The following is a 25,225-nucleotide window of genomic DNA, read 5'->3' on the forward strand; positions in this document are numbered from 1 at the left end:
TATAATAATATAAAAGAAGGCATCCTATTTTCGGGATGCCTTTTTGTGCTATGATGAATCTTTGGGAAAAAGAAGAAAGTCTTTTAGAAATGAAGCTTAGAATGCATATCCGAAGCCTACGTTTAAATAGACTGCATACATATCGAAAGTGATTGTTTTGAAGTCCTTGTTAAAGATATCATTCATTCCCCAATTCAGGTCAGCATATACTTTTAAATGCTTGAATGCTTTCCAGTCTACTCCTAATTGTGCTCCCCATTGAAAATTGCGTAAATCGGAAGAGAAATCATAAGAAGCAATTGCTCCGTTATTAAAGTTTACTTTTTCTCCTGTCGGATCATCTTTACGCAGATAACCTTCATATACGTGTCCGCTAAAATCACCGTCCATCAGATAAGAAAAATAAGCACCGGCTTTCAGATTTACACGCTGGTTCAATTTATAAGCAGCCAGAATAGGAATGGTGAGGTATGAGTTTTGTACCTTGGTGCGTACGCCTCCCGTCCAGTTGCCTTTTAAACGATTGCCATCTTCACCGATAATTTCCATACCATAGTTCTTTACTTCTGCTTTTGTACGCATACCTTTATTCTCCAGACGAAGTCCGGTAACTACCCCCCAACGCTTTTGTTCTCCCAACCATTTAGTCATATTACCTTCGATGGTAATCGAAAGGGTAGGGTTATAGCTTTTGATGTTGCGTATTTCTTCGGGAAAAGGCAAAGGTAATGTTCCGCCAATGTTGAAGCCGGCTTTCAATTCATACTCCCAACCGTGCAATGCAGCGTTTATCAAGGTCTTTGTCCTGTTTTCTTGAGCCCATGTGTGGACACTTACCAATGTGATAGCCAAAAGCAATATATATTTTTTCATATCGAGAATCTTTTAAGTTATTTGTACTCTATTTCCAAATCGTCAATAAGTAATGTGCTGCCGGGGGCACCTTTGAATTCGTCTCCGTTTTTGCTGGCGGACAGGATAATACTTATGTTGTATTGTCCTTTGGCCAGTTTTTCCAAGTCGATGGTTTTGCCAAAGCGTTCGTAGTCGAAAGGCAATTCAAAACGTTTCCATTCTTCAGTTTCCACGGCATCTGCTTGGTCTATTATTGCCAAAGCCACCATATTGGGGTGTTCGTAATTGTTTGTTGCAATATGTCCGTCTAAGGTTTGTACTTTATCATCTTTTTCATAAAATAAAGCATATATATTGAACACATCTTTACGGTCGGTATATTCCCCGTTTTCGTAAAATTTAGGTCCTGCTTTATACTTGTAATAGCCGGTCAGTTTGGTAGGTTGATAGTAAAATGTTGTCCCGAACTTGGTTGCTGCCAAAGCATCTCCTAATGCGTTGAGTAGTTCAAATTTCCCTATAAATAAATTACCTGCTGCAATAGGTTTCCCTACTTTATTACCTAAGTCTCCGGTAGTATGAGTCACCAGCTTCAGACAATTGCCGGAACGTCCTTCTGAGCTGATGGTAGTTGGGTACTCCTCGGGAGAGTTACCTCCTCCTGTCAGTGCGAATCCTTGGTTTCCACTGGCCCAGGTCAGGGTGGCATGTCCGGGCGCCTCTTCGTAGAAAACATAATAGTTACTTACTTTTTTTACTGTCTCAAAATGGAAAGAAGTCGGGATATTTGTTGTTGACGGATAATGAAGACTGATGGCATAAGTACGATGCCATTTTCCGTCTTCCGAAGTGGTGGTATAGCGCACTGGTTTTGTAAAGTTGTGCGTTGTTCCACTGGCCGGATTAATAGTTGCTCCCGGAGTCAGTTCAAAAGTTGGTGCCTGTGCGGTCAGGTCAGTTCCATTGTTTACTTCTATGTAAATGGGATAGGCATTTAGGCTTTCATCGAATGGTAAGTTGTAGTCGATTTCCGTTCCTGAAAGAATATCGGCGGGTAATATACATTTTTCGATATCTGCTTCCGCATTAGGTGCTTCGTCCTTGATGCACGATGTACAAAGGAATATGCCTATGGTACAGGTTAGTAAGTCTTTCAATCTCATGAATTGGTAATTTTATAAGTTCTTTGATAATAAACATATATATAGTTTACAAAGTTAAGGCTTTTCCTGAAATTTTTCTGATTATTGCAATAAAATGAATTGGTCGTTTTTTTTTTTTATGGTATAGAAGCAAAAAAAGGTGCAAGAAATAAATTCCTGCACCCTCTCTGTATGTTATGACTAATATAAAGGCATGAGCTTTATTAGACGATGCCTTGAGCCATCATTGCTTTTGCTACCTTCATGAAACCGGCAATGTTTGCACCTTTTACATAGTTTACATATCCGTCTTCTTCCGTACCGTATTGTACACAAGCTGTATGGATATTCTTCATAATGCTTTTCAGCTTTTCGTCAACTTCTTCCGAACTCCAACCTAGCTTAATAGAGTTTTGAGTCATTTCAAGACCGGATACCGATACACCGCCTGCATTGGCAGCTTTACCCGGGGCATACAGAATTTTGGCTTCTTGAAATACACGGATAGCTTCGGGAGTAGAAGGCATATTTGCACCTTCGCTGACAGCCATAACACCGTTGGCGACTAGCTGGCGTGCTTCGTCACCGTTCAGTTCGTTCTGAGTGGCAGAAGGCAGCGCGATGTCTGCTTTCTCACCCCACGGACGGGCACCTGCTACATATTTACAACCATATTTTTCTGCATATTCGCGGATACGTCCACGATATAAGTTCTTCAGTTCCATGATGAAGTCCAACTTTTCACGGTCGATACCGTCCGGGTCGTAGATGTAACCGTCAGAGTCTGACATAGTGACTACTTTACCGCCTAGCTCAATTACTTTTTCTACGGTATATTGAGCTACGTTACCCGAACCCGATACCAGACAAGTTTTGCCTTTTAGGTCGGTTCCTTTGGTTTTCAGCATTTCCATCAGGAAATAGATGTTACCGTAACCCGTTGCTTCCGGGCGAATCAGTGAACCACCGAACTCGCGTCCTTTGCCGGTAAATGTTCCGGTGAATTCGTGAGACAACTTCTTATACATACCGAACATAAAACCTACTTCGCGTCCGCCTACACCGATATCACCGGCCGGTACATCGGTTTCGGGACCGATATGACGCCATAGCTCCAGCATGAAAGCTTGGCAGAAACGCATTACTTCTGCGTTGGATTTACCGCGTGGAGAGAAGTCTGAACCACCTTTACCGCCACCCATAGGCAGGGTAGTCAGTGAGTTTTTGAATGTCTGCTCAAAGGCAAGGAATTTTAGGATTCCCAAGTTTACAGAAGAGTGGAAACGAATACCGCCTTTATAGGGACCGATAGCGTTGTTGTGCTGTACGCGGTAGCCCATGTTGGTTCGGATGTTGCCTTTATCGTCCATCCAAGTAACACGGAACTGATATACACGGTCGGGAATGCAAAGGCGCTCAATCAAGTTTACCTTATCAAATTCAGGGTGTTTGTTGTATTCTTCTTCAATTGTACCGAGCACTTCTTCTACTGCCTGATGATATTCAGGCTCATTAGGGAATCTTCTTTTTAATTCATCTAATACCTTAGCTGCATTCATAATCTATTTCTTTTATGGTTACTAATTAGTTTTTATTGCTTTATTGATGATGCAAAAATATAGATAAGAATTGGATTGTGCAACAAAATATAAATAAAATGCGATTAAAAATATCAGATTGTGCAAAATGTAAGCAAAAACATGAATAAAAGATTATTTCTCCCTATTCTTTAAAAACTTTAGTAAAGGAATAAAGACTAAAGTGCCCGAAATGATAATGGATAAGATTAGTGGTCCGTCTATTTGTTCGCTTCCGGTGAGGATGATATAGCAGATTGTTATCCATAGAAGGGCAAGGATTACGATTTGGGGGAGGGATAGTGGTTTTCGGCTCATGGTAATATACAGGTGTTTTTAGTGACAGATTTTATCAGGTTGGAGAACAAAAGAACAAATATTAAGTATATGCAGATTGCGCTACTGAGAAAATTTGTTCTTTTGTCCCTTTTCTGAAACAGGTTATTATTTATTTGCCTTTTTCTTCTTTTCTACGATGGCGTCGATAACTGCTACAGCGGTGATGTTCACGATATCGCGTACCGATGCTTCACAGTCGGTGAAGTGGATGGGTTTGTTCAGTCCCATTTGGATTGGACCAAGCACTTCTGTTTCGCTGCTCATAGACTGAATCAGTTGATAAGTGGCATTGGCAGAGCTTAGGTTGGGGAATATCAATGTATTTACTTCTTTACCTTTCAGGCGTGTAAATGGATATTTCTCATCGCGAAGTGTCGTGTTCAGGGCGAAGTTTACCTGCATTTCACCGTCGATAGCGAGTTCGGGGTATTCCTTCTGCATATAGTCCACTGCTTCGTGCACCTTGGCAGGGCTGCCTTCCGTGTCCGAACCGAAGTTGGAGTAAGACAGCATGGCCATTGCCGGGGTATGATTGAAGAATTCCACAGTTTTCTTTGATAATTTAGCAATATCAATCAGTGTATCTGTGTCCGGGTGGCGGTTAATCAGTGTGTCGGCCACAAAGTAAGTGCCTTTTTTTGAATTCAGGATATGCATGGTGCCGAAGTGCTTGTATTCCGGCTGGATACCAATTACTTCTTTCGCTACTTTGATGGTATTGGAATACTTGGTGTACAAACCGGTGATAAACGCATCGGCTTCTCCTGTTTCTACCATCATCATGCCGAAATAGTTGCGCTCAAACATTTTGTCATTTGACTCCTGAAGATTAGCCCCTTGACGAGCACGCTTTTCTGAAAGAATGCGTGCATAGCGTTCGCGGCGTTCTGCTTCGCGATCATGGCGAAGATTGATTATTTCGATGCCTTCCAAACTCAAATCAAGCTCTTTTGCCAGTTTCTCGATGCGTTCATCGTTACCCAACAAAATCGGATGGCAGATGCCTTCTGCTTTGGCTTCGACGGCAGCTTTCAGCATGGTAGGATGGATGCCTTCTGCAAAGACAACCCGTTGTGGGTCACGGCGCGCTGTTTCATACAGTTGGCGGGTAAGTTTGCTTTCCTGTCCCATAAGCTCGCGCAGACGGGTTTTGTAAGCTTCCCAATCTGTAATGTTTTTGCGGGCAACACCTGAATCCATAGCAGCTTTGGCAACAGCCATTGAGACTTCGGTTATCAAGCGGGGATCTACCGGTTTCGGAATGAAATAATCGGGACCGAAGGTGAAGTTATTTACGTGATAAGCTTCGTTTACCACATCAGGTACGGGTTGTTTTGCCAGATTGGCAATAGCACGGACGGCAGCTAGTTTCATTTCTTCGTTGATAGCTTTTGCCTGTGTGTCGAGTGCTCCGCGGAATATGTAGGGGAAACCGATTACATTATTAATTTGGTTGGGATAATCCGAACGTCCGGTAGACATCAAGACATCCGGGCGTGATGCCATAGCATCTTCGTAGGAAATTTCGGGAGTAGGGTTGGCAAGGGCGAATACGATCGGATGATCGGCCATACTGCGCACCATGTCTTGTGTGAGAACGTTTCCTTTGGATAAGCCAAGGAATACGTCTGCGCCCTTGATGGCTTCTTCCAGTGTGTGCACGTCGCGGCGGTCAGTGGCAAAGAATTTTTTGCTTTCGGTCAGGTTGGGGCGGTCGCTAGTGATAACGCCTTTGCTGTCAAGCATCAGGATATTCTCTTTACGTGCCCCCAGTGCTACATATAGTTTGGTGCAAGAAGTGGCGGAAGCTCCGGCACCGTTTACTACAATTTTTACATTCTCTATTTTCTTACCTGCCACTTCGAGAGCATTCAGCAGTCCGGCAGAAGAGATGATTGCTGTTCCGTGCTGGTCATCGTGCATAACCGGAATGTCTAGTTCTGCTTTCAGACGGTCTTCTATTTCAAAACATTCGGGAGCCTTAATATCCTCTAGATTGATACCTCCGAAAGTGGGAGCAATAGCTTTTACAGCTTGAATGAACTTTTCAGGGTCCTTTTCATTGACTTCGATGTCGAACACATCAATGCCTGCATAAATTTTGAATAACAGTCCTTTACCTTCCATGACCGGTTTGCCACTGAGGGCACCGATGTCACCTAGTCCGAGGACAGCAGTACCATTGGAGATAACAGCTACTAAGTTGCCTTTCGCTGTATAGTCGTATGCTGTTTTCGGGTCTTTTTCAATTTCCAGACAAGGTTCGGCTACTCCGGGGGAGTAAGCTAGTGACAGGTCCGTTTGTGTGCTGTACGGCTTGGTGGGTACTACTTCAATTTTTCCGGGCTTACCTTGTGAGTGATAGAGTAGGGCAGCCTCTTTGGTAATCTTAACCATAATATTTTCTTATTTATTAGTGTTATTGTTTTAAATTGGTGGCAAAAATACAAATAAAATTATAAAATGACGCTCTTGTGCTGTAAAATGATGTCGAATTGTTGAAATTTTAAATGCGATATTTGACACAGGCTTATTTCATTGTGGTAGTAAAGATATAAAATTCCGGATAATTTCCCTGTCTTTGTGTATCGGTATGACGGATTATACCTACTGCTTATTTAAACCTTTCCAAACACTTTTTAGCTACGAGTTATTTATAGTTAAAGCTCACTGAATAAGGATATAAATGGCGAAAAAATAACTAATTTTGCGCCATTAAAAACTTAATTGGGCTAGAAAGTTTTCTGATAAGTCCAACTTCTTTTGCTAAATAAGTAAAGTTCAATAATATTAGTTATGAAGATGACAGTAAACAAAATGAAATGCATTTCATTAAGCCGCACAGCGATTATTATGGCGGCAATGACCGTGTTAAGCAGTTGCGGAGGCGGTCAGAGTGGTATGAAATTGGGTGATGACGAATTTACCGTAATGGCGGTACACTCTACGGCCAGCCAGCAATCCACTTCATATCCGGCCACTATCAAAGGTATTCAGGATATCGAGGTACGTCCGCAGGTGTCGGGCTTTATTGTGAAACTGTGTGTAGATGAGGGTGCTACAGTTCGCAAAGGCGAGGCTTTGTTTCAAATAGACCCTACACAGTATGCGGCTGCCAAACGCCAGGCAAGTGCGGCTGTGGAGATGGCTAAGTCGAATGTTAATACCTTGACATTGAATGAACAACAAAAGAAAAATCTGCATGATAAGAATATCATCAGTGATTTTGAATATCAAAGTGCAGTAGATCAGTTGCTCTCTGCTAAAGCTAGTTTGGCACAGGCACAGGCGCAATTGACAAGTGCCACACAGAATTTGGATTTTTGTACTGTGACAAGTCCTTCTAATGGTGTAGTCGGAACATTCCCTTATCGTGTAGGAAGTTTGGTAAGTCCATCGGTGGCTCAGCCTCTTACTACTGTAAGCGAAATCGGTGATATGTATGTCTATTTTTCGATGACTGAAAAACAATTGCTTGCCATGACTAAGGCAGGCGGTACATTGAAAGACCAGTTGGAAAAAATGCCGGCCGTGAAATTGGAATTGGCTGATGGAACAGTATATGCGGAAGAGGGTAGAATTGATGCTGTCAGTGGTGTTATTGATCAGTCTACCGGTTCTGTAAGTATGCGTGCTATTTTCCCCAATAAGCAGTCTGTGTTGCGCAGTGGCGGTATGGCTAATGTAATTTTCCCTTATACTATGGAAGATATTATTCTGATTCCTCAGTCGGCCACACAAGAAATTCAGGACAAAAAATTTGTTTATGTACTCCAGTCGGATAATACGTTGAAACATACTGAAATTCAGGTGTCGAATTTGAATGATGGCAAGAATTATATTGTTACCGGTGGCTTGAAACCCGGTGATAAAATTGTAGTTGAAGGTGTACAGACTCTGAAGGACGGACAGACGATAACTCCGATTACTCCGGAACAGAAAGAGGCTAAATACCAACAGCATCTGAAAGATCAAAAGGAAGGTAATATTGCTACGGCCTTTGAATAATCACTATAACTTAAAAGATTAATTTCACTTATATAAATAAGGTATATAGAGAATGAAACTAGATAGATTTATTAACCGTCCGGTACTATCAACAGTAATCTCTGTCTTGATAGTTATTTTGGGTGTAATCGGACTTGCTACATTGCCGATTACGCAATATCCGGATATTGCACCTCCTACGGTGCAGGTACGCGCCACTTATACCGGTGCGAATTCTACAGCTGTATTGAATTCGGTTATCGCTCCGTTGGAGGATCAGATAAACGGTGTGGAGAATATGATGTATATTCAGTCTACAGCGTCTAATAACGGTGCTGCTGATATTAATGTTTACTTTAATCAGGGAACAGATCCGGATATGGCGGCTGTCAATGTACAGAATCGTGTTTCTATGGCACAAGGATTGCTGCCTGCTGAAGTAACCAAGGTGGGTGTAACTACTCAGAAACGCCAAAATTCAATGTTGATGGTGTTTTCATTGTATGATGAAACCGATTCGTATAATATTGAGTTTATTGAAAACTATGCTAATATTAACTTGATTCCTGAAATCAAGCGTGTGAAGGGTGTGGGTGATGCCAATGTCTTGGGACAGGATTATTCTATGCGTATCTGGTTGAAACCGGATGTGATGGCGCAATACAAACTGATTCCTACCGATGTGTCGGCAGCTTTGGCCGAACAGAATATTGAGGCGGCTCCGGGACAGTTTGGTGAACGTGGTAATCAGACTTTTCAATACACGATCCGTTATAAAGGACGTTTGCAGCAAACAACTGAATTTGAAGATATTGTCATCAAGGCATTGCCGGATGGAAATGTGCTTCGTTTGGGTGATGTGGCAGATATTGAATTGGGACGTTTGGCTTATACTTTCAATAATATGGTAAACGGTCACAAGGCGGTGTCTTGTATCGTTTATCAGATGGCGGGTACCAATGCTACCGAAACAATCTCCAATTTGGAAGAGGTGCTTGCAAAGGCACAGGAGTCATTGCCGACAGGTTTAAACATCAATATAGCCCAAAATGCTAATGACTTTTTGTTTGCCTCTATTCATGAAGTAATCAAAACCTTGATTGAAGCGTTTGTTCTGGTGTTTATCGTGGTGTATATCTTCTTGCAGGATATGCGCTCTACATTGATTCCGGCCATTGCCATTCCGGTGGCGTTGGTGGCTACTTTCTTTGTATTGAAACTGATTGGCTTCAGTGTGAACCTGTTGACACTTTCGGCGATGGTGCTTGCTATTGCGATTGTAGTAGACGATGCCATAGTCGTCGTCGAGGGTGTTCATGCTAAGTTGGATCAGGGATATAAATCTTCCCGTGAGGCTTCTATCGATGCCATGAGCGAGCTGGGCGGTGCCATCGTTTCTATTACATTGGTCATGATGTCTGTGTTTATTCCGGTAAGTTTCATGGGAGGTACGGCCGGTACATTCTATCGCCAGTTCGGTATTACCATGGCTATTGCTATCGGTTTCTCGGCCTTGAATGCGCTGACTCTGTCACCGGCATTGTGTGCCATCTTCCTGAAGCCGCATGATGAAGGACACGGAGCGAAGAAAATGACTCGTGTAGAACGTTTTCATACAGCTTTCAATGCGGCTTATGATTCTATATTGAAGAAGTACAAGAAGCATGTAGTGTTCTTTATCCATAAGAAATGGTTGTCATTCGGGTTGGTTGCCGCTTCTATCATTCTGTTGGTATTCTTTATGAAGGTTACTCCGACGGGCATGGTGCCCAATGAAGATACCGGTACCATTATGGGTGCGGTGACACTGCCTCCCGGTACTTCACAGGAACGTGCAATGGAAATCTTAAACCGTGTAGACAGCTTGGTGGCTGCCGAACCGGCAGTAGATTCTCGTACGGTGATTTCCGGTTTCGGCTTTATTGGTGGTCAGGGTCCTTCATACGGTTCTATCATTATTAAACTGAAAGACTGGGAAGAACGTTCCATGATGCAGAATTCGGATGTTGTGGTGGGTACTTTGTTTATGCGTGCGCAGAAAATCATTAAAGATGCACAGGTGTTGTTCTTTGCTCCTCCTATGATTCCGGGTTATTCGGCATCCAGCGATATTGAGTTGAATATGCAGGATAAGACCGGTGGTGACTTGAATCATTTTTATGATGTGATTTTGAATTATATGGATGCGTTGAAGGCACGTCCCGAAATAAATTCGGCCCAGACTACCTTTAACCCGAATTTCCCTCAATATATGTTGGATATTGATGCGGCCGCTTGTAAGAAGGCAGGGATTAGTCCTAATGATATCCTGACTACCATGCAGGGATATTTCGGTGGTTTGTATGCTTCTAACTTTAACCGTTTCGGTAAGATGTATCGTGTAATGATTCAGGCAGAACCCGAAGCAACCAAGAATCTGGAGTCTTTGAATAGTATTAAGATACGTAATGGAAATGAGATGGCTCCTATTTCCCAGTTCGTTTCTATCAAAAAGGTGTATGGACCGGACGTTATCAGTCGTTTCAACCTTTATACGTCTATCAAAGTGATGGTGGCTCCTGCCAGCGGTTATACTTCCGGACAGGCTTTGCAGGCTATTGCAGAGGTAGCAAAAGAGAATTTGCCTGCCGGTTACGGTTATGAGTTGGGAGGTATGGCTCGTGAAGAGGCATCTACCAGTGGCAGTTCTACAGGTATTATCTTTATCTTGTGTTTTGTATTCGTTTACTTGTTGTTGAGTGCACAGTATGAAAGTTATATTCTGCCGTTGTCCGTATTGCTTTCAGTACCGTTCGGTTTGTTAGGTAGCTTCCTGTTTGTAAACGGATTTGCAGCTTTGGGAAGTATTCCGGCACTGAAGATGATTTTGGGAACCATGTCAAATGACATCTATATGCAGATTGCATTGATTATGTTGATGGGTCTGTTGGCGAAGAATGCCATTTTGATTGTAGAGTTTGCTTTGGATCGCCGTAAACAAGGTATGAGTATTTCATGGGCGGCTGTATTGGGAGCGGCAGCTCGTTTGCGCCCGATTCTGATGACTTCATTGGCCATGATTGTCGGTTTGATTCCGTTGATGCTGGCTATGGGAGTAGGTGCGCACGGTAACCGTACTTTGGGAGCCTCGGCCATTGGTGGTATGTTGATTGGTATGATTTTCCAGATATTCATCGTGCCGGTGTTGTTCGTGGTATTCCAGTGGTTGCAGGAAAAATTCAAACCGATAGAATGGGAGAATGTAGATGATACAGAGGTTGAACCCGAAATAGAACAATACACCCGTAAATGAATAGAAAAACAATGAAAAAGATAATAGGACTGTGTTGTGCAACGCTTTTGTTGAGCAGTTGTCACATCTATAAATCATATGATCGTCCCGAGTCGATAGATGCCAGCGGTATCTATCGCGACCCGGCGGCAGTTAACGATACGTTGGCTGCTAATGATACAACTAATATGGGCAACCTGTCGTGGAAGGAAATTTTCCGCGATCCGAAGTTGCAGGCTTTAATTGAAGAAGGATTGGCAAATAATGTGGATATGCAGGCTGCCGTGTTGCGTGTGAAAGAATCGAAAGCACTTTTGAATTCTGCCCGCCTGTCTTATCTGCCTTCGTTGGCACTTGCTCCGCAAGGTTCGTTGACTAGTGTAGATAAAGCTACTCCTGTAAAGAACTATACTTTACCCGCTTCTGCAAGTTGGGAAGTAGATTTATTTGGCAAGTTACTGAATGCACACCGTGGGCAGAAAGCATCTTATTTGCAAAGTAAAGCTTATCAGCAGGCTGTACGTTCACAGTTGATTGGAGGTATTGCCAATGCTTACTATTCATTGTTGATGCTTGACCGTCAGGTGAGTGTAACTGAAGAGAATGTAGCTCTGATGAAAGAAACAGTTCGCACCATGGAGGCTATGAAAGAAGCCGGTATGACTACTGAATCTGCCGTAGCACAGAGTAAAGGGGCTTATCATCAAACTGAAGCTTCGCTGGCCGACTTGAAACGTCAGGTGCGCGAAACGGAAAATTCTATTTCCGTATTATTGGCCAAGGCTCCTCAAAATATAGAGCGTGGAACATTGGAAGAACAAGTAATGCCGACAGAATTGGCAGTAGGTGTACCCTTACAGTTGCTTGAAAACCGTCCGGATGTAAAAGCGGCTGAACTGGCGTTGGCAAGTGCTTACTATACCACTAATCAGGCACGTTCGGCTTTTTATCCGGGGGTTAATATAACCGGAACATTGGGATGGACGAACGGTTCTAACGGAACGGTCATCTCCAACCCGGCTGTGATGCTTTGGAATGCCATTGGTTCGTTGACTCAGCCTATTTTCCAGCGTGGAAAACTGGTTGCCAATTTGAAAGTGTCGAAAGCAGAAGAACAGATTGCCAAGATGAACTATCAGCAAACTATTCTGGAAGCAGGTAAGGAAGTAAGTGATGCTTTGTTCCTTTATGACACGGCAGACAAGAAACTGACTGAACATCAGGCACAGGTTTCGGAAATGCAGAAAGCAGTAGAAATGAACAAAGATTTGTTTCAGGCGGGTAAAGCCACTTATTTGGAAATCATTACTGCCCAGCAATCATTGCTAAGTGCTCAGTTGAACGAAGTTTCCGATACTTTCCAGCGCATGCAGGCTGTTATCAATTTGTATAGCGCACTAGGAGGTGGACGAGAATAATTAACCTTAAAAACGATACGAATATGATTAGTCCGTTGGCTTATGTAGACCCGTCAGCAAAGATTGGGAAAAACGTAACAATTCACCCTTTTGTCTACATTGATAAGAATGTGGAAATAGGAGATAATAATGTCATCATGCCTAACGCCAGTTTAATGAGTGGTGCACGCATTGGTAACGGAAATACGATTTATAACGGAGCTGTAATAGCAGCAGCTCCGCAAGATTTTAACTATAAAGGTGATGAAACTATTGCCCGTATAGGTGATAATAACACGATTCGTGAGAACGCTGTGATTATTCGTGCCACTTTTGGCGGCGATGAAACAGTGGTCGGAAACAATAATTTTATCATGCAGGGAGCGCGTATCTCGCATGATGTGATTATTGGTAATGGTTGCATTATTGGTAATGGTTCGCAGGTATCGGGATGTTGTGTCATCGAAGATTATGCTATTTTGACTTCCAATGTGTTGATGCAGGGACACACTCGTTTGGGCACTTATGCAGCTGTGCAGGGCGGATGCCGTTTTACTAAAGATATTCCTCCTTATTGTGTGGCAGCTCACGAGCCGACTTCATTTTATAGTATCAATACAATGGTATTGCAGCACGAAGGATTTTCGGAAACGGTGCTTAAGCACATAGCCCATGCTTTTCGCATTTTGTATAAGGCGAATACCTCTGTTGAGGATGCATTGCGCCGTATTGAAGAACAAGTGCCTTCCAGCCCTGAAATAGTGCATTTGGTGGAATTTGTTCGAAATTCGAAGTTGGGTATTATAAAATAAGTGTATCTTTGTCTCCTCTCTATTTATGATGAACAGTGTTAAGAAGAAAAAAGCAGATAAAACGATAGTAAGAGAGCATGTTGTTCAAGCGGCTGCAAAAGCATTTACCCGGAAAGGGGTAAAGACAGTCAGAATGGATGATATTGCTGCCGATTTGTCAATATCGAAAAGAACGCTGTACGAGTTATTTCATGACAAAGAAGACTTATTGCTTGATGTGATGAGATTGCATCGGGAGGAGATGAAGAAATCAATGGAAGAAATAGCTTCCAAGGCAGAGAATGTCTTGGAAGTTATTCTTCGTTTTTATCAGAAGAGCGTACAGGATTTCCAGAATACAAATCGGAAGTTCTTTGAGGATATGGAAAAGTATCCTAGAGTTGTGGCTTATATTGCCGAAAGCCGTAAAGAAAACCTGGATGCCGCAATGGAGTTTTATCAAAAGGGGGTCAATCAAGGAATATTTCGCAAAGATGTGAATTATGCTATTGTTCGCGTTATGGTAGGTGAGCAGATGGATATATTGCTTCGCTCTGAAATATGTAAATCCTATTCGCTGGCTGAAATATACGAGACAGTTGTATTTATGCATATGCGGGGCATTTCTACGGAAAAGGGATTGAAGATTGTAGATAATTTCCTTCATAACCAGAAAGGAGAGGAGTATAACAAGAATGGATAGAACTAGTTAGTTACCTAATAATAAAGAGTAAACAGTAAATGAAGTTTTTTTTAAAGCCTAAGTTAGCCTTGTTGTTGCTGGCAGTGGCAGCAGCACACAGTGCACAAGCACAAGATACGTTAAAAGTTACTTTACAGGAAGCGGTCAGGATAGCGTTGAGCGAGAATCCGACTATTAAAGTAGCTGGTCAAGAAATCAAATTAAAGAAGGAAGCCCGTCGGGAAGCCTATTCAGGTCTGTTTCCCGAAGCCAATTTAGTGGGTAGTTATTCACGAGCCATCAAGAAGCAGTCTTTCGCTATGGAGGGGAAGGTGATTGAAGTGGGAACAGACAACACGTATAGCGGGGGGCTGTCTGTGAGTCTTCCTGTCTTTGCACCTGCACTTTATAAGAGTATCAGTTTGACAAAGACAGATGTGGATTTGGCTGTGGAAAAAGCGCGGTCTTCGCGTCTCGATATGGTAAACCAAGTAACAAAAGCTTTTTATCAGTTGCTTTTGGCACAGGATAGTTATGAGGTGCTGCTGAAAAGTTATAAGCAGAGCGAAGACAACTATAATGTGGTGAAAGCCAAGTATGAGCAGGGCTCTGTCAGCGAGTACGATAAAATCAGTGCAGAAGTGCAGATGCGCAGTCTGAAACCGACGGTTGTGTCTGCCCGTAACGGTGTAAATCTGGCTACTCTGCAACTGAAAGTTTTGATGGGAATGGAAGCAGAAGTAAATGTAGCAGTGGATGGTAATCTGAAAGATTATGAAATGTCTATGTTTACTCGCCAGGCAATGCCACGACCCAATAATCTGATAAACAACAGCACTTTGAAACAATTGGAACTGAATGCATTGCAACTGAAACAAAATCTGAAACTGCAATATACCAATTTTATGCCTACACTGTCTGCCAACTTTCAGTACATGTACACTTCTATGAATGATAACTTTAAATTCAAGGAGTATGACTGGCGCCCTTATTCAACTCTCGGTTTGAATCTGACTATTCCTTTATTTAAGGGAAGTAACTTTACCAAGTTGAAACAAACCCGTATTCAGATGAAACAGCTTGAAGAGAATCGTATTAATACAGAACGTCAACTTACCATGCAGGCTACCAGCTATCTGGATAATATGGCAGCAAGTTCTGAACAAGTTGTTAGTAATAAAGAAGCTGTGTTTCAGGCAGAAAAAGGACGGACTATTGCTGAAAAAAGATATGAAGTGGGCAAAGGGACTATCTTGGAATTAAATAGTTCGGAGGTAGCTTTGACAGAGGCAAAACTTACATATAATCAGTCCATTTATGACTACTTGGTGGCAAAGGCTGATCTTGATTTGGTGATGGGTGAAGAAGTGGTAATGGAATAATAACAACATAACATAAAGATAACAGTATGAGAAAAACTTTTCAAATAGCAGCTTTGCTGGTGGTGGCTTTACTGAGCGCTTGTTCAGGCGGAGAAGAGAAGAAAGAAGGAACACAGGAAGAGGCTGCGCAGCTGAATAAACCGGTGGTGAAATTGGCATCAGTGACTTCACGAGAGGTTGAACAAATAGAAGAATATACTGCAACAGTGGAAGCTGAAGCGAAAAATAATATAGCTCCGACTTCTCCGGGACGTATAGATAAGATATTTGTCGAAGTAGGAGATTATGTTTCCAAAGGTCAAAAGTTGGTGCAGATGGATGCTGCTAGCTTGAAGCAGTTGAAACTGCAATTGGAAAATGAGGAAACGGAGTTTAAGCGTGTGGATGAATTGTATAAAGTGGGAGGTGCTTCCAAGTCGGAATGGGATGCCGCTAAGACTACATTGGATGTGCGTCGTACTTCTTATAATAATTTGCTCGAAAATACTCAGTTGCTGAGTCCTCTGAATGGTGTAGTGACTGCGCGTAATTTTGATAATGGTGATTTATATTCTTCTGTTGCTACTCCTGTATTGGTGGTTGAGCAGATAACTCCGGTCAAACTTCTTATCAATGTATCCGAGCCATATTTTCCAAGAGTAAAAAAGGGAATGGATGTAAGTGTAAAATTTGATGTTTATGGTGATGAAGTATTCGAAGGAAAAATAAGTTTGGTGTATCCTACCATCGATGCGACGACCCATACTTTTCCGGTTGAAGTGAAATTGACCAATACCAACAAGCGGGTACGTCCGGGAATGTTTGGACGTGTGACACTTAGTTTCGGTACGATGAATCATGTCGTGGTTCCTGACCGGGCTATCGTGAAACGTGCCGGTTCGGGTGACCGTTATGTATATGTATACAAAGAAGGTAAGGTGTCTTATAATAAGGTAGAGCTTGGACGACGTATGGGTGCCGAATATGAATTGCTTTCGGGAGTAGATGATAACTCGCAGGTAGTCATTGCAGGTCAGACCCGCCTTGCCGATGGAGTGGAAGTTGAAGTAAGTAAATAATTTAAGAGTATAATTATATGAGTTTATACGAAGGAGCAGTCAAGAAACCGATTATGACCTCACTTTGCTTCCTTGCGGTAGCAATCTTTGGTCTTTTCTCACTGTCGAAACTTCCGGTAGACTTGTACCCGGATATTGATACCAATACCATTATGGTAATGACGTCTTATCAGGGTGCCAGTGCTTCCGATATAGAAAATAATGTGACTCGCCCGTTGGAAAATACGCTGAACTCGGTGAGTAATCTGAAACATATCACGTCAAAGTCTTCCGAAAATATCTCTGTGATTACATTGGAATTTGAATATGGCTACGACATCGATGTGCTTACCAATGATGTTCGCGATAAGTTGGACATGGTGAGTTCACAGCTTCCCGATGAAGTGAACACACCTATTATCTTCAAGTTCAGTACGGACATGATTCCTATCCTGTTGCTTTCCGTTCAGGCGGAAGAAAGCCAGCCTGCACTTTATAAGATTTTGGATGATAATGTGGTGAATCCTTTGGCACGTGTTCCAGGTGTGGGTACTGTATCTATTGCCGGTGCACCCAAGAGAGAGGTGAATGTCTATTGTGACCCGAATAAACTGGATGCTTATAATCTGACTATTGAAACAATCAGTTCTATTATCGGTGCCGAAAATAAAAATACTCCGGGAGGTACGTTTGATGTGGGTAGTAATACCTATTCATTGCGTGTGGAGGGAGAATTTAAAGATCCTCGCGAGATGGCAGATATTGTAGTGGGTACACACAACGGTGCATCTGTCTATTTGCGTGATGTGGCAAAGATTGTAGACTCGGTGGAAGAGCGTGCGCAGGAAACGTATAATAATGGTGTGCAGGGTGCCATGATTGTTGTTCAGAAACAGTCGGGAGCCAATTCGGTAAATATTTCCAAAAAGGTGATGGAACAGCTGCCTAAGCTGCAAAAGTCACTTCCCAGTGACGTGAAATTGGGGGTAATTGTCAATACATCTGATAATATTTTGAATACCATCGACAGTTTGTCGGAAACCATTATGTATGCCATACTCTTTGTGGTGTTGGTTGTGTTTATTTTCTTGGGGCGTTGGCGCGCCACGGTAATTATTTGTATTACCATTCCGATGTCATTGATTGCCTCTTTCATTTATCTGGCGATAACAGAGGGTGGGTCTTTGAATATTATTTCACTTTCCTGTCTGTCTATTGCTATTGGTAATGTGGTGGACGATGCTATTGTGGTTTTGGAGAATGTGACTACTCATATCGAACGTGGTTCCGAGCCTAAGCAGGCTGCTATTCATGGTACGAATGAGGTGGCTATTTCTGTTATTGCATCTACGTTGACTATGATTGCCGTGTTCTTCCCGTTGACCATGGTAAGTGGTATGTCGGGAGTCTTGTTCCGTCAGTTAGGTTGGATGATGTGTGTGATTATGACCATTTCTACCATTTCGGCTTTATCGTTCACTCCGATGATGTGTGCACAGATGCTTCGTTTGCAGAAAAAGCAAAGTAAGTGGTTTATTACTTTCTATAAACCGATTGAGCGTTCGTTGGACGGGTTGGATACTTGGTATCAGAACCGTTTGGACTGGGCAGTTCGTCATCGTAAGACGGTGATTTCAGGATGTTTGGGATTCTTTGTGCTCAGTTTGATTTGTGCAAAAGGTATAGGTACGGAGTTTTTCCCGTCACAGGATAACAGCCGTATTTCCGTGCAGCTTCAGTTGCCTATCGGTGCACGGGTGGAGCGTGCACAGGCGTTGGCTCAAGAGTTAACCGAGAACTGGTTGAAAAAGTACGATGGAGTGATGCGTGTCTGCAACTACACGGTGGGACAGGCAGATGCTGATAATACTTGGGCTTCCATTCAGGATAACGGTAGTCATATTATTTCGTTTAATATTAATCTGTATAACCCTGCTGACCGTGAGATGACACTGGCGGAAGTTTGTGACGGTATGCGTGAGGATTTGAAAGCATATCCCGAATTGGATAAAGCTCAGGTGATTTTGGGCGGAAGCAGTGGAGGTATGGGTGGGCAGTCTACAGCCGATTTTGAAATTTATGGCTACGACTTCACGGCGACCGATAAGGCTGCTGCTGACTTGAAAGCGGCTTTGCTGAATGTAAAAGGCGTATCAGAGGTGAACATCAGCCGTCAGGATTATCAGCCGGAATATCAAGTGGATTTTGACCGTGAGAAGCTGGCTTTACAAGGACTGAATCTTTCTACGGCTGCCATGTATTTGCGTAATCGCGTGAATGGTGCTTTGTCATCCTATTATCGTGAGGATGGCGACGAATATGATATTAAAGTGCGTTATGCGCCCGAATTCCGTACCAGTATTGAAGATTTGGAGAATATCCTTATTTATAATAATGCCGGGAAAGCTGTTCGTGTAAAAGATGTGGGAAAAGTAGTCGAACGTTCGGCTCCTCCTACCATTGAACGTAAAGACCGCGAACGTATTGTTACTGTGTCTGCGGTAATATCGGGGGCTCCTTTGGGAAGCGTGGTGGCAGAAGGTAATGCCATTATTGACAAGATGGACTTGCCCGGTGGAATTAGCATTCAGATAGCAGGTTCGTATGAAGACCAACAGGATTCGTTCGGTGATTTGGGTACGTTGGCAGTACTGATTATTATCTTGGTATTTATTGTGATGGCGGCACAGTTTGAATCACTGACCTATCCGTTTATTATCATGTTCTCTATCCCATTTGCATTCAGTGGTGTGTTGATGGCACTCTTCGGAACGGGAACGACACTGAATGTTATGAGTTTGTTGGGTGGTATTATGTTGATTGGTATCGTAGTAAAGAACGGTATCGTATTGATAGACTACATTACTCTGTGCCGTGAACGTGGTATGGCGGTTATCCATTCGGTGGTGACAGCCGGTCGGAGTCGTCTGCGTCCTGTGCTGATGACTACATTGACCACTATTTTGGGTATGGTGCCAATGGCTATCGGAGGTGGAGAAGGTTCTGAGATGTGGCGTCCGTTGGGCGTTTCCGTAATAGGTGGTCTGACTGTATCAACGGTGTTGACATTGATTTTAGTTCCTGTGCTGTATTGTTCATTTGCCGGTACAGGCATTAAGCGTGCCCGTAAGAAGATGAAGTCAAATCGTGAGCTGAACGATTACTATCAGTCACACAAAGAAGAGATGACTAAAGGAAAAAATATATAAATCATAAATTTGAAAATATGAAATCAGTATTCATCACATTCGACCAAGCCTTTTATGAACGTATTTTGGCATTGCTCGACCGTCAAAACTGTCGTGGGTTCAGCTATTGGCAGCAAGTACAGGGACGTGGAAGTGTCAAGGGCGAGCCTCATTACGGCAGTCATGCATGGCCGAGTATGTGTTCGGCTATTATTACTGTTGTGGATGATGCGAAAGTAGATTCTTTACTTGATGCTCTGCACAAAATGGATAAGGAGACCGAACAATTGGGACTTCGTGCTTTTGTGTGGAACGTAGAAAAGACGATTTAAATATCCATAGAGGGAGGTGTCAAAAGTAATCTTTGCTATCATATTACTTTTGACACACTTCCTTTTTCTGTTCTCCTGCCGTCACTTTGTTTTTCCTATGCTCCTCTCTATCTTCTATATGTGGTATTCTAAACAAAAAGAATTCCCAAACGCTTCCGTTCTTCATGTTATAACAATAAGTTGCATCCACTTATGCGTACTCTGCCGGTATGCAATGTTTCTGTATCTTCTTTTATTCATGAAAGCAAAATATCTGTTAACCACCCCCGTGACTAAGTCTAACCACCCGGGTGGAGAGGTTTAACCACCCCCGTGGTTAAGCAATCACAATCTGCTTTCCGGCAAACTATGTATTTGCGCTATAAGCACAAGCATTATTGGGCTGAGCAATCTTTTTTTTCTTTTTCATAAAGGCTCTCGTCTAAAAAAATATTACTTTTGCGTCTGATTCACAAATAACATAATATGAAAAATTATATATCAGCCACATTCTTTCTCACATTACTGACGGTGGGAGCTTTATTGGGGCTGTATTTTCTTCCGTCGATGAAACTGGATGGTGAACAGCTTCGCAAAGTTGACCTGCTGGCCGATATCCGTCCGGATGTGGAGGAAGTGGCGGATTCTGATACCATTGTTCTTCCTCCTCCCGTAAAGCCGATTTTTGTAGATACTTGCAAAACGGGAATGACCTGCATAGAAGACTATTCGGATTCTACTATGAGGGGAATGAAGCATTTTTATGAAGCACTTTCTTCCATCAGGACAATGAAACGTCCTGTTCGTATTGCCTATTTCGGTGATTCTTTTATCGAAGCAGATATCTTCACGGCTGATTTGCGCGAAAGGTTTCAGAGTGAATTTGGAGGGTGTGGAGTAGGTTATGTGCCCATAACTAGCTCTATTAGTGGCTATCGCCCCACTGTTCGTCACTCTTTTGGTGGTTGGAACAGTCATTCGAGCAATGATTCTGTAGGTTTTGACAGAAGTCTGCAAGATATTTCCGGGCATTACTTTTTTGCTCGTGAGGGAGCATACGTGCAACTGAAAGGGCAGTCCAAGTATGCTTCTCATTTGGATACATGTGAGGTGTCTACTCTCTATTACCTGAACAAGGGATTTGCCGGTATTCGTTCTCAAATAAACGGGGGAGCAGATGTGCTGCATGAAGAGCCGGGGAACGACCGATTGCAGATGCTCTCTGTGGAGGGGCGAATCGGACAAGTGAAATGGAGTGTGGAACAATCCGATTCTGTCACTTTCTTTGGGGCAGCAATGGATGGCAAGCAAGGGGTGGCTGTCGATAATTTCAGTGTGCGCGGAAGCAGTGGCTTGCATTTGCGAAGTATCCCCTTGAAGACATTGAAGGCTTTTCAACGGGTGCGTCCTTATGACTTGATTGTTCTTCAGTACGGACTGAACGTAGCAACCGAACGCGGTGTGAATTACGAGAGTTATAAAAAAGGTATGCTTACGGTGATTGCTCATCTCAAGGAGGCTTTTCCCGAAGCTGCTATCCTGCTGGTGAGTGTAGGCGACCGAGAATTTAAGGATGACAGACGAAATGGTGAATTGCGCACCATGCCGGGTGTGAAGAACTTGATTCGTTATCAGCAGTCTATTGCAGCCGATAGCCGGATTGCATTTTGGAATATGTATGAAGCTATGGGCGGTGAAGGAAGTATTCTTGATATGATAGACCGGAAGATGGCAAATCTTGACTACACGCATATTAATTTTAAAGGAGGAAAACATCTGTCAGGCATTTTGTTTGAAACGTTGATGTATGGTAAGGAACAATACGAAAAGCGGAAGGCTTATGAAGCGGAATAAAACGAACGGATGCTTTGTTGTGGCAGTGACGGTGGTATTTCTGCTTTGCTCGTCTTTGGAAAGGCTTTATGCTCAAGACCCACTTCCTCCGATAGCCCGCGTATTGGAACCATTGAATTTGCCGGGGCAGACTAAAGAAATGCATTCATTCGGACGGCTTATTGTTTTTCACGATTCTTTGCCGGAAAGTTTCAAACATACAGCAGATAATGTGATAGAAGACAGTACACGTTCGATGGTTCCTTTTTTTCGAAAACTGAATGAGATGAACGGGCCGGTACGTGTCGTTCATATTGGTGACTCTCATGTGAGAGGGCATGTATATCCTTTGGTTACCCGTCGTTGCTTGGAAAGTGATTTCGGTGCTGAGGCTGTTTATCCTGATAGTATAACCTACCGTACGGGTGGATTGGCGCATGAGACGGGCGAGCCCGGACTTGTTTATCATATAATGGGGGTGAACGGAGCTACTTGTGTTACCTTTACTACAGAAAATAAGATAAAAGAAATAGCTGCTCTCCGGCCTGATTTGATTATTCTTTCATTTGGAACAAATGAAGCGCATAGCCGTCGCTATTTGGCTCCGGTACACGAAATGCAGATAGACCGTCTGCTTTCAATGTTGAAAAAGGCTTGCCCCGAAACCGTGTTTCTTTTGACGACTCCTCCGGGAGCGTATGTAGGGCGTCGCCGTTCCAGAGTTATTAATCCGAGAACAGTGACCGTATCGCGCATCATCCGGGAATATGCGCGCAAACATGGGATGGCTGTGTGGGATATGTATACTGTGGTGGGAGGGAAGACCGATGCTTGCAAAAATTGGACGCGTAATCATCTGTTGAGGGCAGATGGGATTCATTTTACTCCCGAAGGGTATCGGCTGCAAGGTAACTTATTACATCAAGCATTAATTAAAGCGTATAACGAGTATGTGGCAACTGGATTGGAATAAATTGGCAGAGGTATTGACTTATAATGCCAAACAACCGATGATATTTAGTAGCGGATTGTTTTTGTTTCTGTTTTTGGGCTTTAGCCTGATATATGTGTTATTGCAGAAGAAGGACACGGCGCGTATTTTGTTTGTTTCTCTATTTTCCTATTATTTTTATTATAAGAGCAGTGGCTTTTATTTCTTTTTATTAGGGGTGGTGACGGTTACAGACTTTTTCCTGGCAGGACGTATGGCTGTGACGGAAAGTAAATGGGGTAGGAAAGGCCTTCTGTTGTTGAGTTTGTTTGTCAATTTGGGACTGCTTTGCTATTTTAAATATACTAATTTTTTTTATGAGATGCTGACCCCATTGTGGAATGGCAACTTTGAACCATTGGATATTTTTTTGCCGGTAGGCATTTCATTCTTCACTTTCCAGTCATTGAGTTATACTATTGATGTATATCGCCGACAGTTGCAGCCGTTGGAACGTTTGTTGGATTATGTGTTTTATGTATCTTTCTTTCCCCAATTGGTGGCAGGTCCTATTGTTCGTGCACGTGATTTTATCCCTCAGATTCGTGAGCCGTTGATGGTTTCGCGAGAGATGTTTGGTACGGGGGTATTCTTTGTTGTTAGTGGTTTGTTTAAAAAAGCAGTTATTTCTGATTATATTAGTGTGAATTTTGTTGAGCGTATTTTCGATAATCCTGCTTTGTATTCAGGAGTAGAGAATTTGTTTGGTATTTATGGTTACGCTTTGCAAATTTATTGCGATTTTTCAGGTTATAGCGATATGGCAATCGGTATTGCCTTATTACTCGGTTTTCGTTTTCCGATGAACTTCAATTCTCCTTATAAAGCAGATAGTATTACTGATTTTTGGCATCGTTGGCATATCTCTTTATCTACTTGGTTGCGTGATTATTTGTATATTTCATTGGGCGGTAACCGCAAAGGAAAAATACGCACTTATATTAATTTGTTTCTTACAATGTTACTGGGGGGGCTGTGGCATGGTGCGTCTTGGAATTTTGTTATTTGGGGAGGCTTTCATGGAGTGGCATTAGCTGCACACAAGTTTTGGCGTAACCTTTTGGGCAAACCTAAAACAGCTGTGAGCTATGGCATTCGAAAGGTCTTTGCAGTGATGCTTACATTTCATTTTGTTTGTTTCTGTTGGATATTCTTCCGTAACAGTACTTTTGAAGCATCAGTCACGATGATAAGGCAAGTGTTTACAGCTTTTCATCCCGAAGTGCTTGGGCAGCTTATTGAAGGATATTGGAAAGTATTTGTGTTGATGGGAATAGGTTATTTGTTACATTTTGCTCCTGATGACTGGCAAGACGCTTGTTGTCGTGGAGTGGTGCGACTGCCTTTATTGGGAAAGGCATTATTGCTGGTGGCATTAATTTATTTGGTTATTCAGATAAAGAGTAGCGATATACAACCGTTTATTTACTTCCAGTTCTGAGAAGAAATAAATGTTATATGAAGATATCTTTGAACCGCAATTTGCATTAATATATATAATAATGTGTATGCTTTGTTTTCCTATTGTTTATGTTTTGTTATTTATGTTCTACAACAGGTTTATAAATCAGTTAGTTAGCATAAGTCGGTTCAGAAATTAATAAAAAAGTGTTTGATATATTTGGATTGGATTCTAAAATGTTCTACTTTTGCATCCGCTAAGCAAGAGAGCTGGTTTTTAATTGACAGATTTATAATTATCGGTTACTGATGAAGAAACAAAAAAGTTTTGAAAAAGTTCGATAAAAATTTGGCAGATTAAAATAAACGCTTTATCTTTGCAAAACCTTTCCGAATAAAATGAGGAAAGCACATAAAGAAGAGTTCTTTGAAACGATTATAGATAAACAAACAAGTAGTACAAGTCTGCATGTTATATAATATATAATGTGTATGAAAACAGAAACCGTCAATTATAGATTATTGATAGATTTGGTTCTTGAGCAGATTATCAACTTACGTGTTGAAAAATAATATTTTTACAATGAAGAGTTTGATCCTGGCTCAGGATGAACGCTAGCTACAGGCTTAACACATGCAAGTCGAGGGGCAGCATGGTCTTAGCTTGCTAAGGCCGATGGCGACCGGCGCACGGGTGAGTAACGCGTATCCAACCTGCCTTACACTCTTGGACAGCCTTCTGAAAGGGAGATTAATACAAGATGTTATCATGAGTAAGCATTTTCGCATGATTAAAGGTTTACCGGTGTAAGATGGGGATGCGTTCCATTAGATAGTAGGCGGGGTAACGGCCCACCTAGTCTTCGATGGATAGGGGTTCTGAGAGGAAGGTCCCCCACATTGGAACTGAGACACGGTCCAAACTCCTACGGGAGGCAGCAGTGAGGAATATTGGTCAATGGACGAGAGTCTGAACCAGCCAAGTAGCGTGAAGGATGAAGGTTCTATGGATTGTAAACTTCTTTTATACGGGAATAAACG

At 42.4% G+C, this 25,225-nt stretch carries 16 protein-coding genes; 12 read left to right on the plus strand and 4 right to left on the minus strand.

Annotated elements, in window-relative coordinates:
* Positions 1–96: 96 nt before the first annotated feature.
* The 4 genes from HMPREF1534_RS18030 to HMPREF1534_RS18015 form a co-directional block, all read right to left on the minus strand.
* Complete coding sequence (locus tag HMPREF1534_RS18030; protein WP_005935753.1) at positions 97–873, minus strand: porin family protein; 777 nt, start codon at positions 871–873, stop codon at positions 97–99.
* Positions 874–890: 17 nt separating this feature from the next.
* The gene (locus HMPREF1534_RS18025) at positions 891–2,018 is read right to left on the minus strand and encodes a PCMD domain-containing protein (RefSeq protein ID WP_005935756.1); all 1,128 of its coding nucleotides are present in this window, start codon (positions 2,016–2,018) and stop codon (positions 891–893) included.
* A gap of 203 nt (positions 2,019–2,221) precedes the next feature.
* Positions 2,222–3,556, minus strand: a complete 1,335-nt coding sequence (locus HMPREF1534_RS18020; RefSeq protein ID WP_005935758.1) for an NADP-specific glutamate dehydrogenase — start codon at positions 3,554–3,556, stop codon at positions 2,222–2,224.
* A gap of 462 nt (positions 3,557–4,018) precedes the next feature.
* The gene (locus tag HMPREF1534_RS18015) at positions 4,019–6,310 is read right to left on the minus strand and encodes an NADP-dependent malic enzyme (protein ID WP_005935761.1); all 2,292 of its coding nucleotides are present in this window, start codon (positions 6,308–6,310) and stop codon (positions 4,019–4,021) included.
* A gap of 399 nt (positions 6,311–6,709) precedes the next feature.
* Between HMPREF1534_RS18015 and HMPREF1534_RS18010 the strand changes: the two genes are divergently transcribed.
* The 12 genes from HMPREF1534_RS18010 (at position 6,710) to HMPREF1534_RS17955 (ending at position 24,224) form a co-directional block, all read left to right on the plus strand.
* Positions 6,710–7,921, plus strand: a complete 1,212-nt coding sequence (locus tag HMPREF1534_RS18010; RefSeq protein ID WP_005935764.1) for an efflux RND transporter periplasmic adaptor subunit — start codon at positions 6,710–6,712, stop codon at positions 7,919–7,921.
* Between the two features lie 52 nt (positions 7,922–7,973).
* Positions 7,974–11,192: an efflux RND transporter permease subunit gene (locus HMPREF1534_RS18005; protein ID WP_005935767.1), complete on the plus strand. Its 3,219-nt coding sequence runs from the start codon at positions 7,974–7,976 to the stop codon at positions 11,190–11,192.
* An 11-nt stretch (positions 11,193–11,203) separates the two neighbouring features.
* A complete protein-coding gene (locus HMPREF1534_RS18000; protein ID WP_005935770.1) occupies positions 11,204–12,589 on the plus strand; it encodes a TolC family protein in 1,386 nt (461 codons plus the stop codon).
* A gap of 23 nt (positions 12,590–12,612) precedes the next feature.
* Complete coding sequence (gene lpxA / locus HMPREF1534_RS17995; protein WP_005935773.1) at positions 12,613–13,380, plus strand: acyl-ACP--UDP-N-acetylglucosamine O-acyltransferase; 768 nt, start codon at positions 12,613–12,615, stop codon at positions 13,378–13,380.
* A gap of 28 nt (positions 13,381–13,408) precedes the next feature.
* Positions 13,409–14,062, plus strand: a complete 654-nt coding sequence (locus HMPREF1534_RS17990) for a TetR/AcrR family transcriptional regulator (protein WP_025066916.1) — start codon at positions 13,409–13,411, stop codon at positions 14,060–14,062.
* Positions 14,063–14,100: 38 nt separating this feature from the next.
* Positions 14,101–15,423: a TolC family protein gene (locus HMPREF1534_RS17985; protein ID WP_005935778.1), complete on the plus strand. Its 1,323-nt coding sequence runs from the start codon at positions 14,101–14,103 to the stop codon at positions 15,421–15,423.
* A gap of 26 nt (positions 15,424–15,449) precedes the next feature.
* Entirely contained in the window at positions 15,450–16,481 is a 1,032-nt protein-coding gene (locus HMPREF1534_RS17980; RefSeq protein WP_005935782.1) for an efflux RND transporter periplasmic adaptor subunit, read from the plus strand.
* A gap of 17 nt (positions 16,482–16,498) precedes the next feature.
* Positions 16,499–19,669, plus strand: coding sequence for an efflux RND transporter permease subunit (locus HMPREF1534_RS17975; RefSeq protein WP_005935785.1), 3,171 nt, complete (start codon positions 16,499–16,501; stop codon positions 19,667–19,669).
* 17 nt (positions 19,670–19,686) lie between these two features.
* The gene (locus HMPREF1534_RS17970) at positions 19,687–19,980 is read left to right on the plus strand and encodes a PG0541 family transporter-associated protein (protein ID WP_005935788.1); all 294 of its coding nucleotides are present in this window, start codon (positions 19,687–19,689) and stop codon (positions 19,978–19,980) included.
* Between the two features lie 465 nt (positions 19,981–20,445).
* On the plus strand, positions 20,446–21,813 hold the full coding sequence (locus HMPREF1534_RS17965; RefSeq protein ID WP_005935789.1) for an SGNH/GDSL hydrolase family protein: 1,368 nt from the start codon (positions 20,446–20,448) through the stop codon (positions 21,811–21,813).
* A complete protein-coding gene (locus HMPREF1534_RS17960; protein ID WP_005935793.1) occupies positions 21,800–22,765 on the plus strand; it encodes a GDSL-type esterase/lipase family protein in 966 nt (321 codons plus the stop codon). Before HMPREF1534_RS17965 ends, HMPREF1534_RS17960 begins: the two co-directional genes overlap by 14 nt.
* A complete protein-coding gene (locus HMPREF1534_RS17955) occupies positions 22,743–24,224 on the plus strand; it encodes an MBOAT family O-acyltransferase (RefSeq protein WP_005935796.1) in 1,482 nt (493 codons plus the stop codon). Before HMPREF1534_RS17960 ends, HMPREF1534_RS17955 begins: the two co-directional genes overlap by 23 nt.
* The last annotated feature ends 1,001 nt before the right edge of the window (positions 24,225–25,225 follow it).

Source organism: Phocaeicola massiliensis B84634 = Timone 84634 = DSM 17679 = JCM 13223, assembly GCF_000382445.1.
Lineage (GTDB): Bacteria > Bacteroidota > Bacteroidia > Bacteroidales > Bacteroidaceae > Phocaeicola > Phocaeicola massiliensis.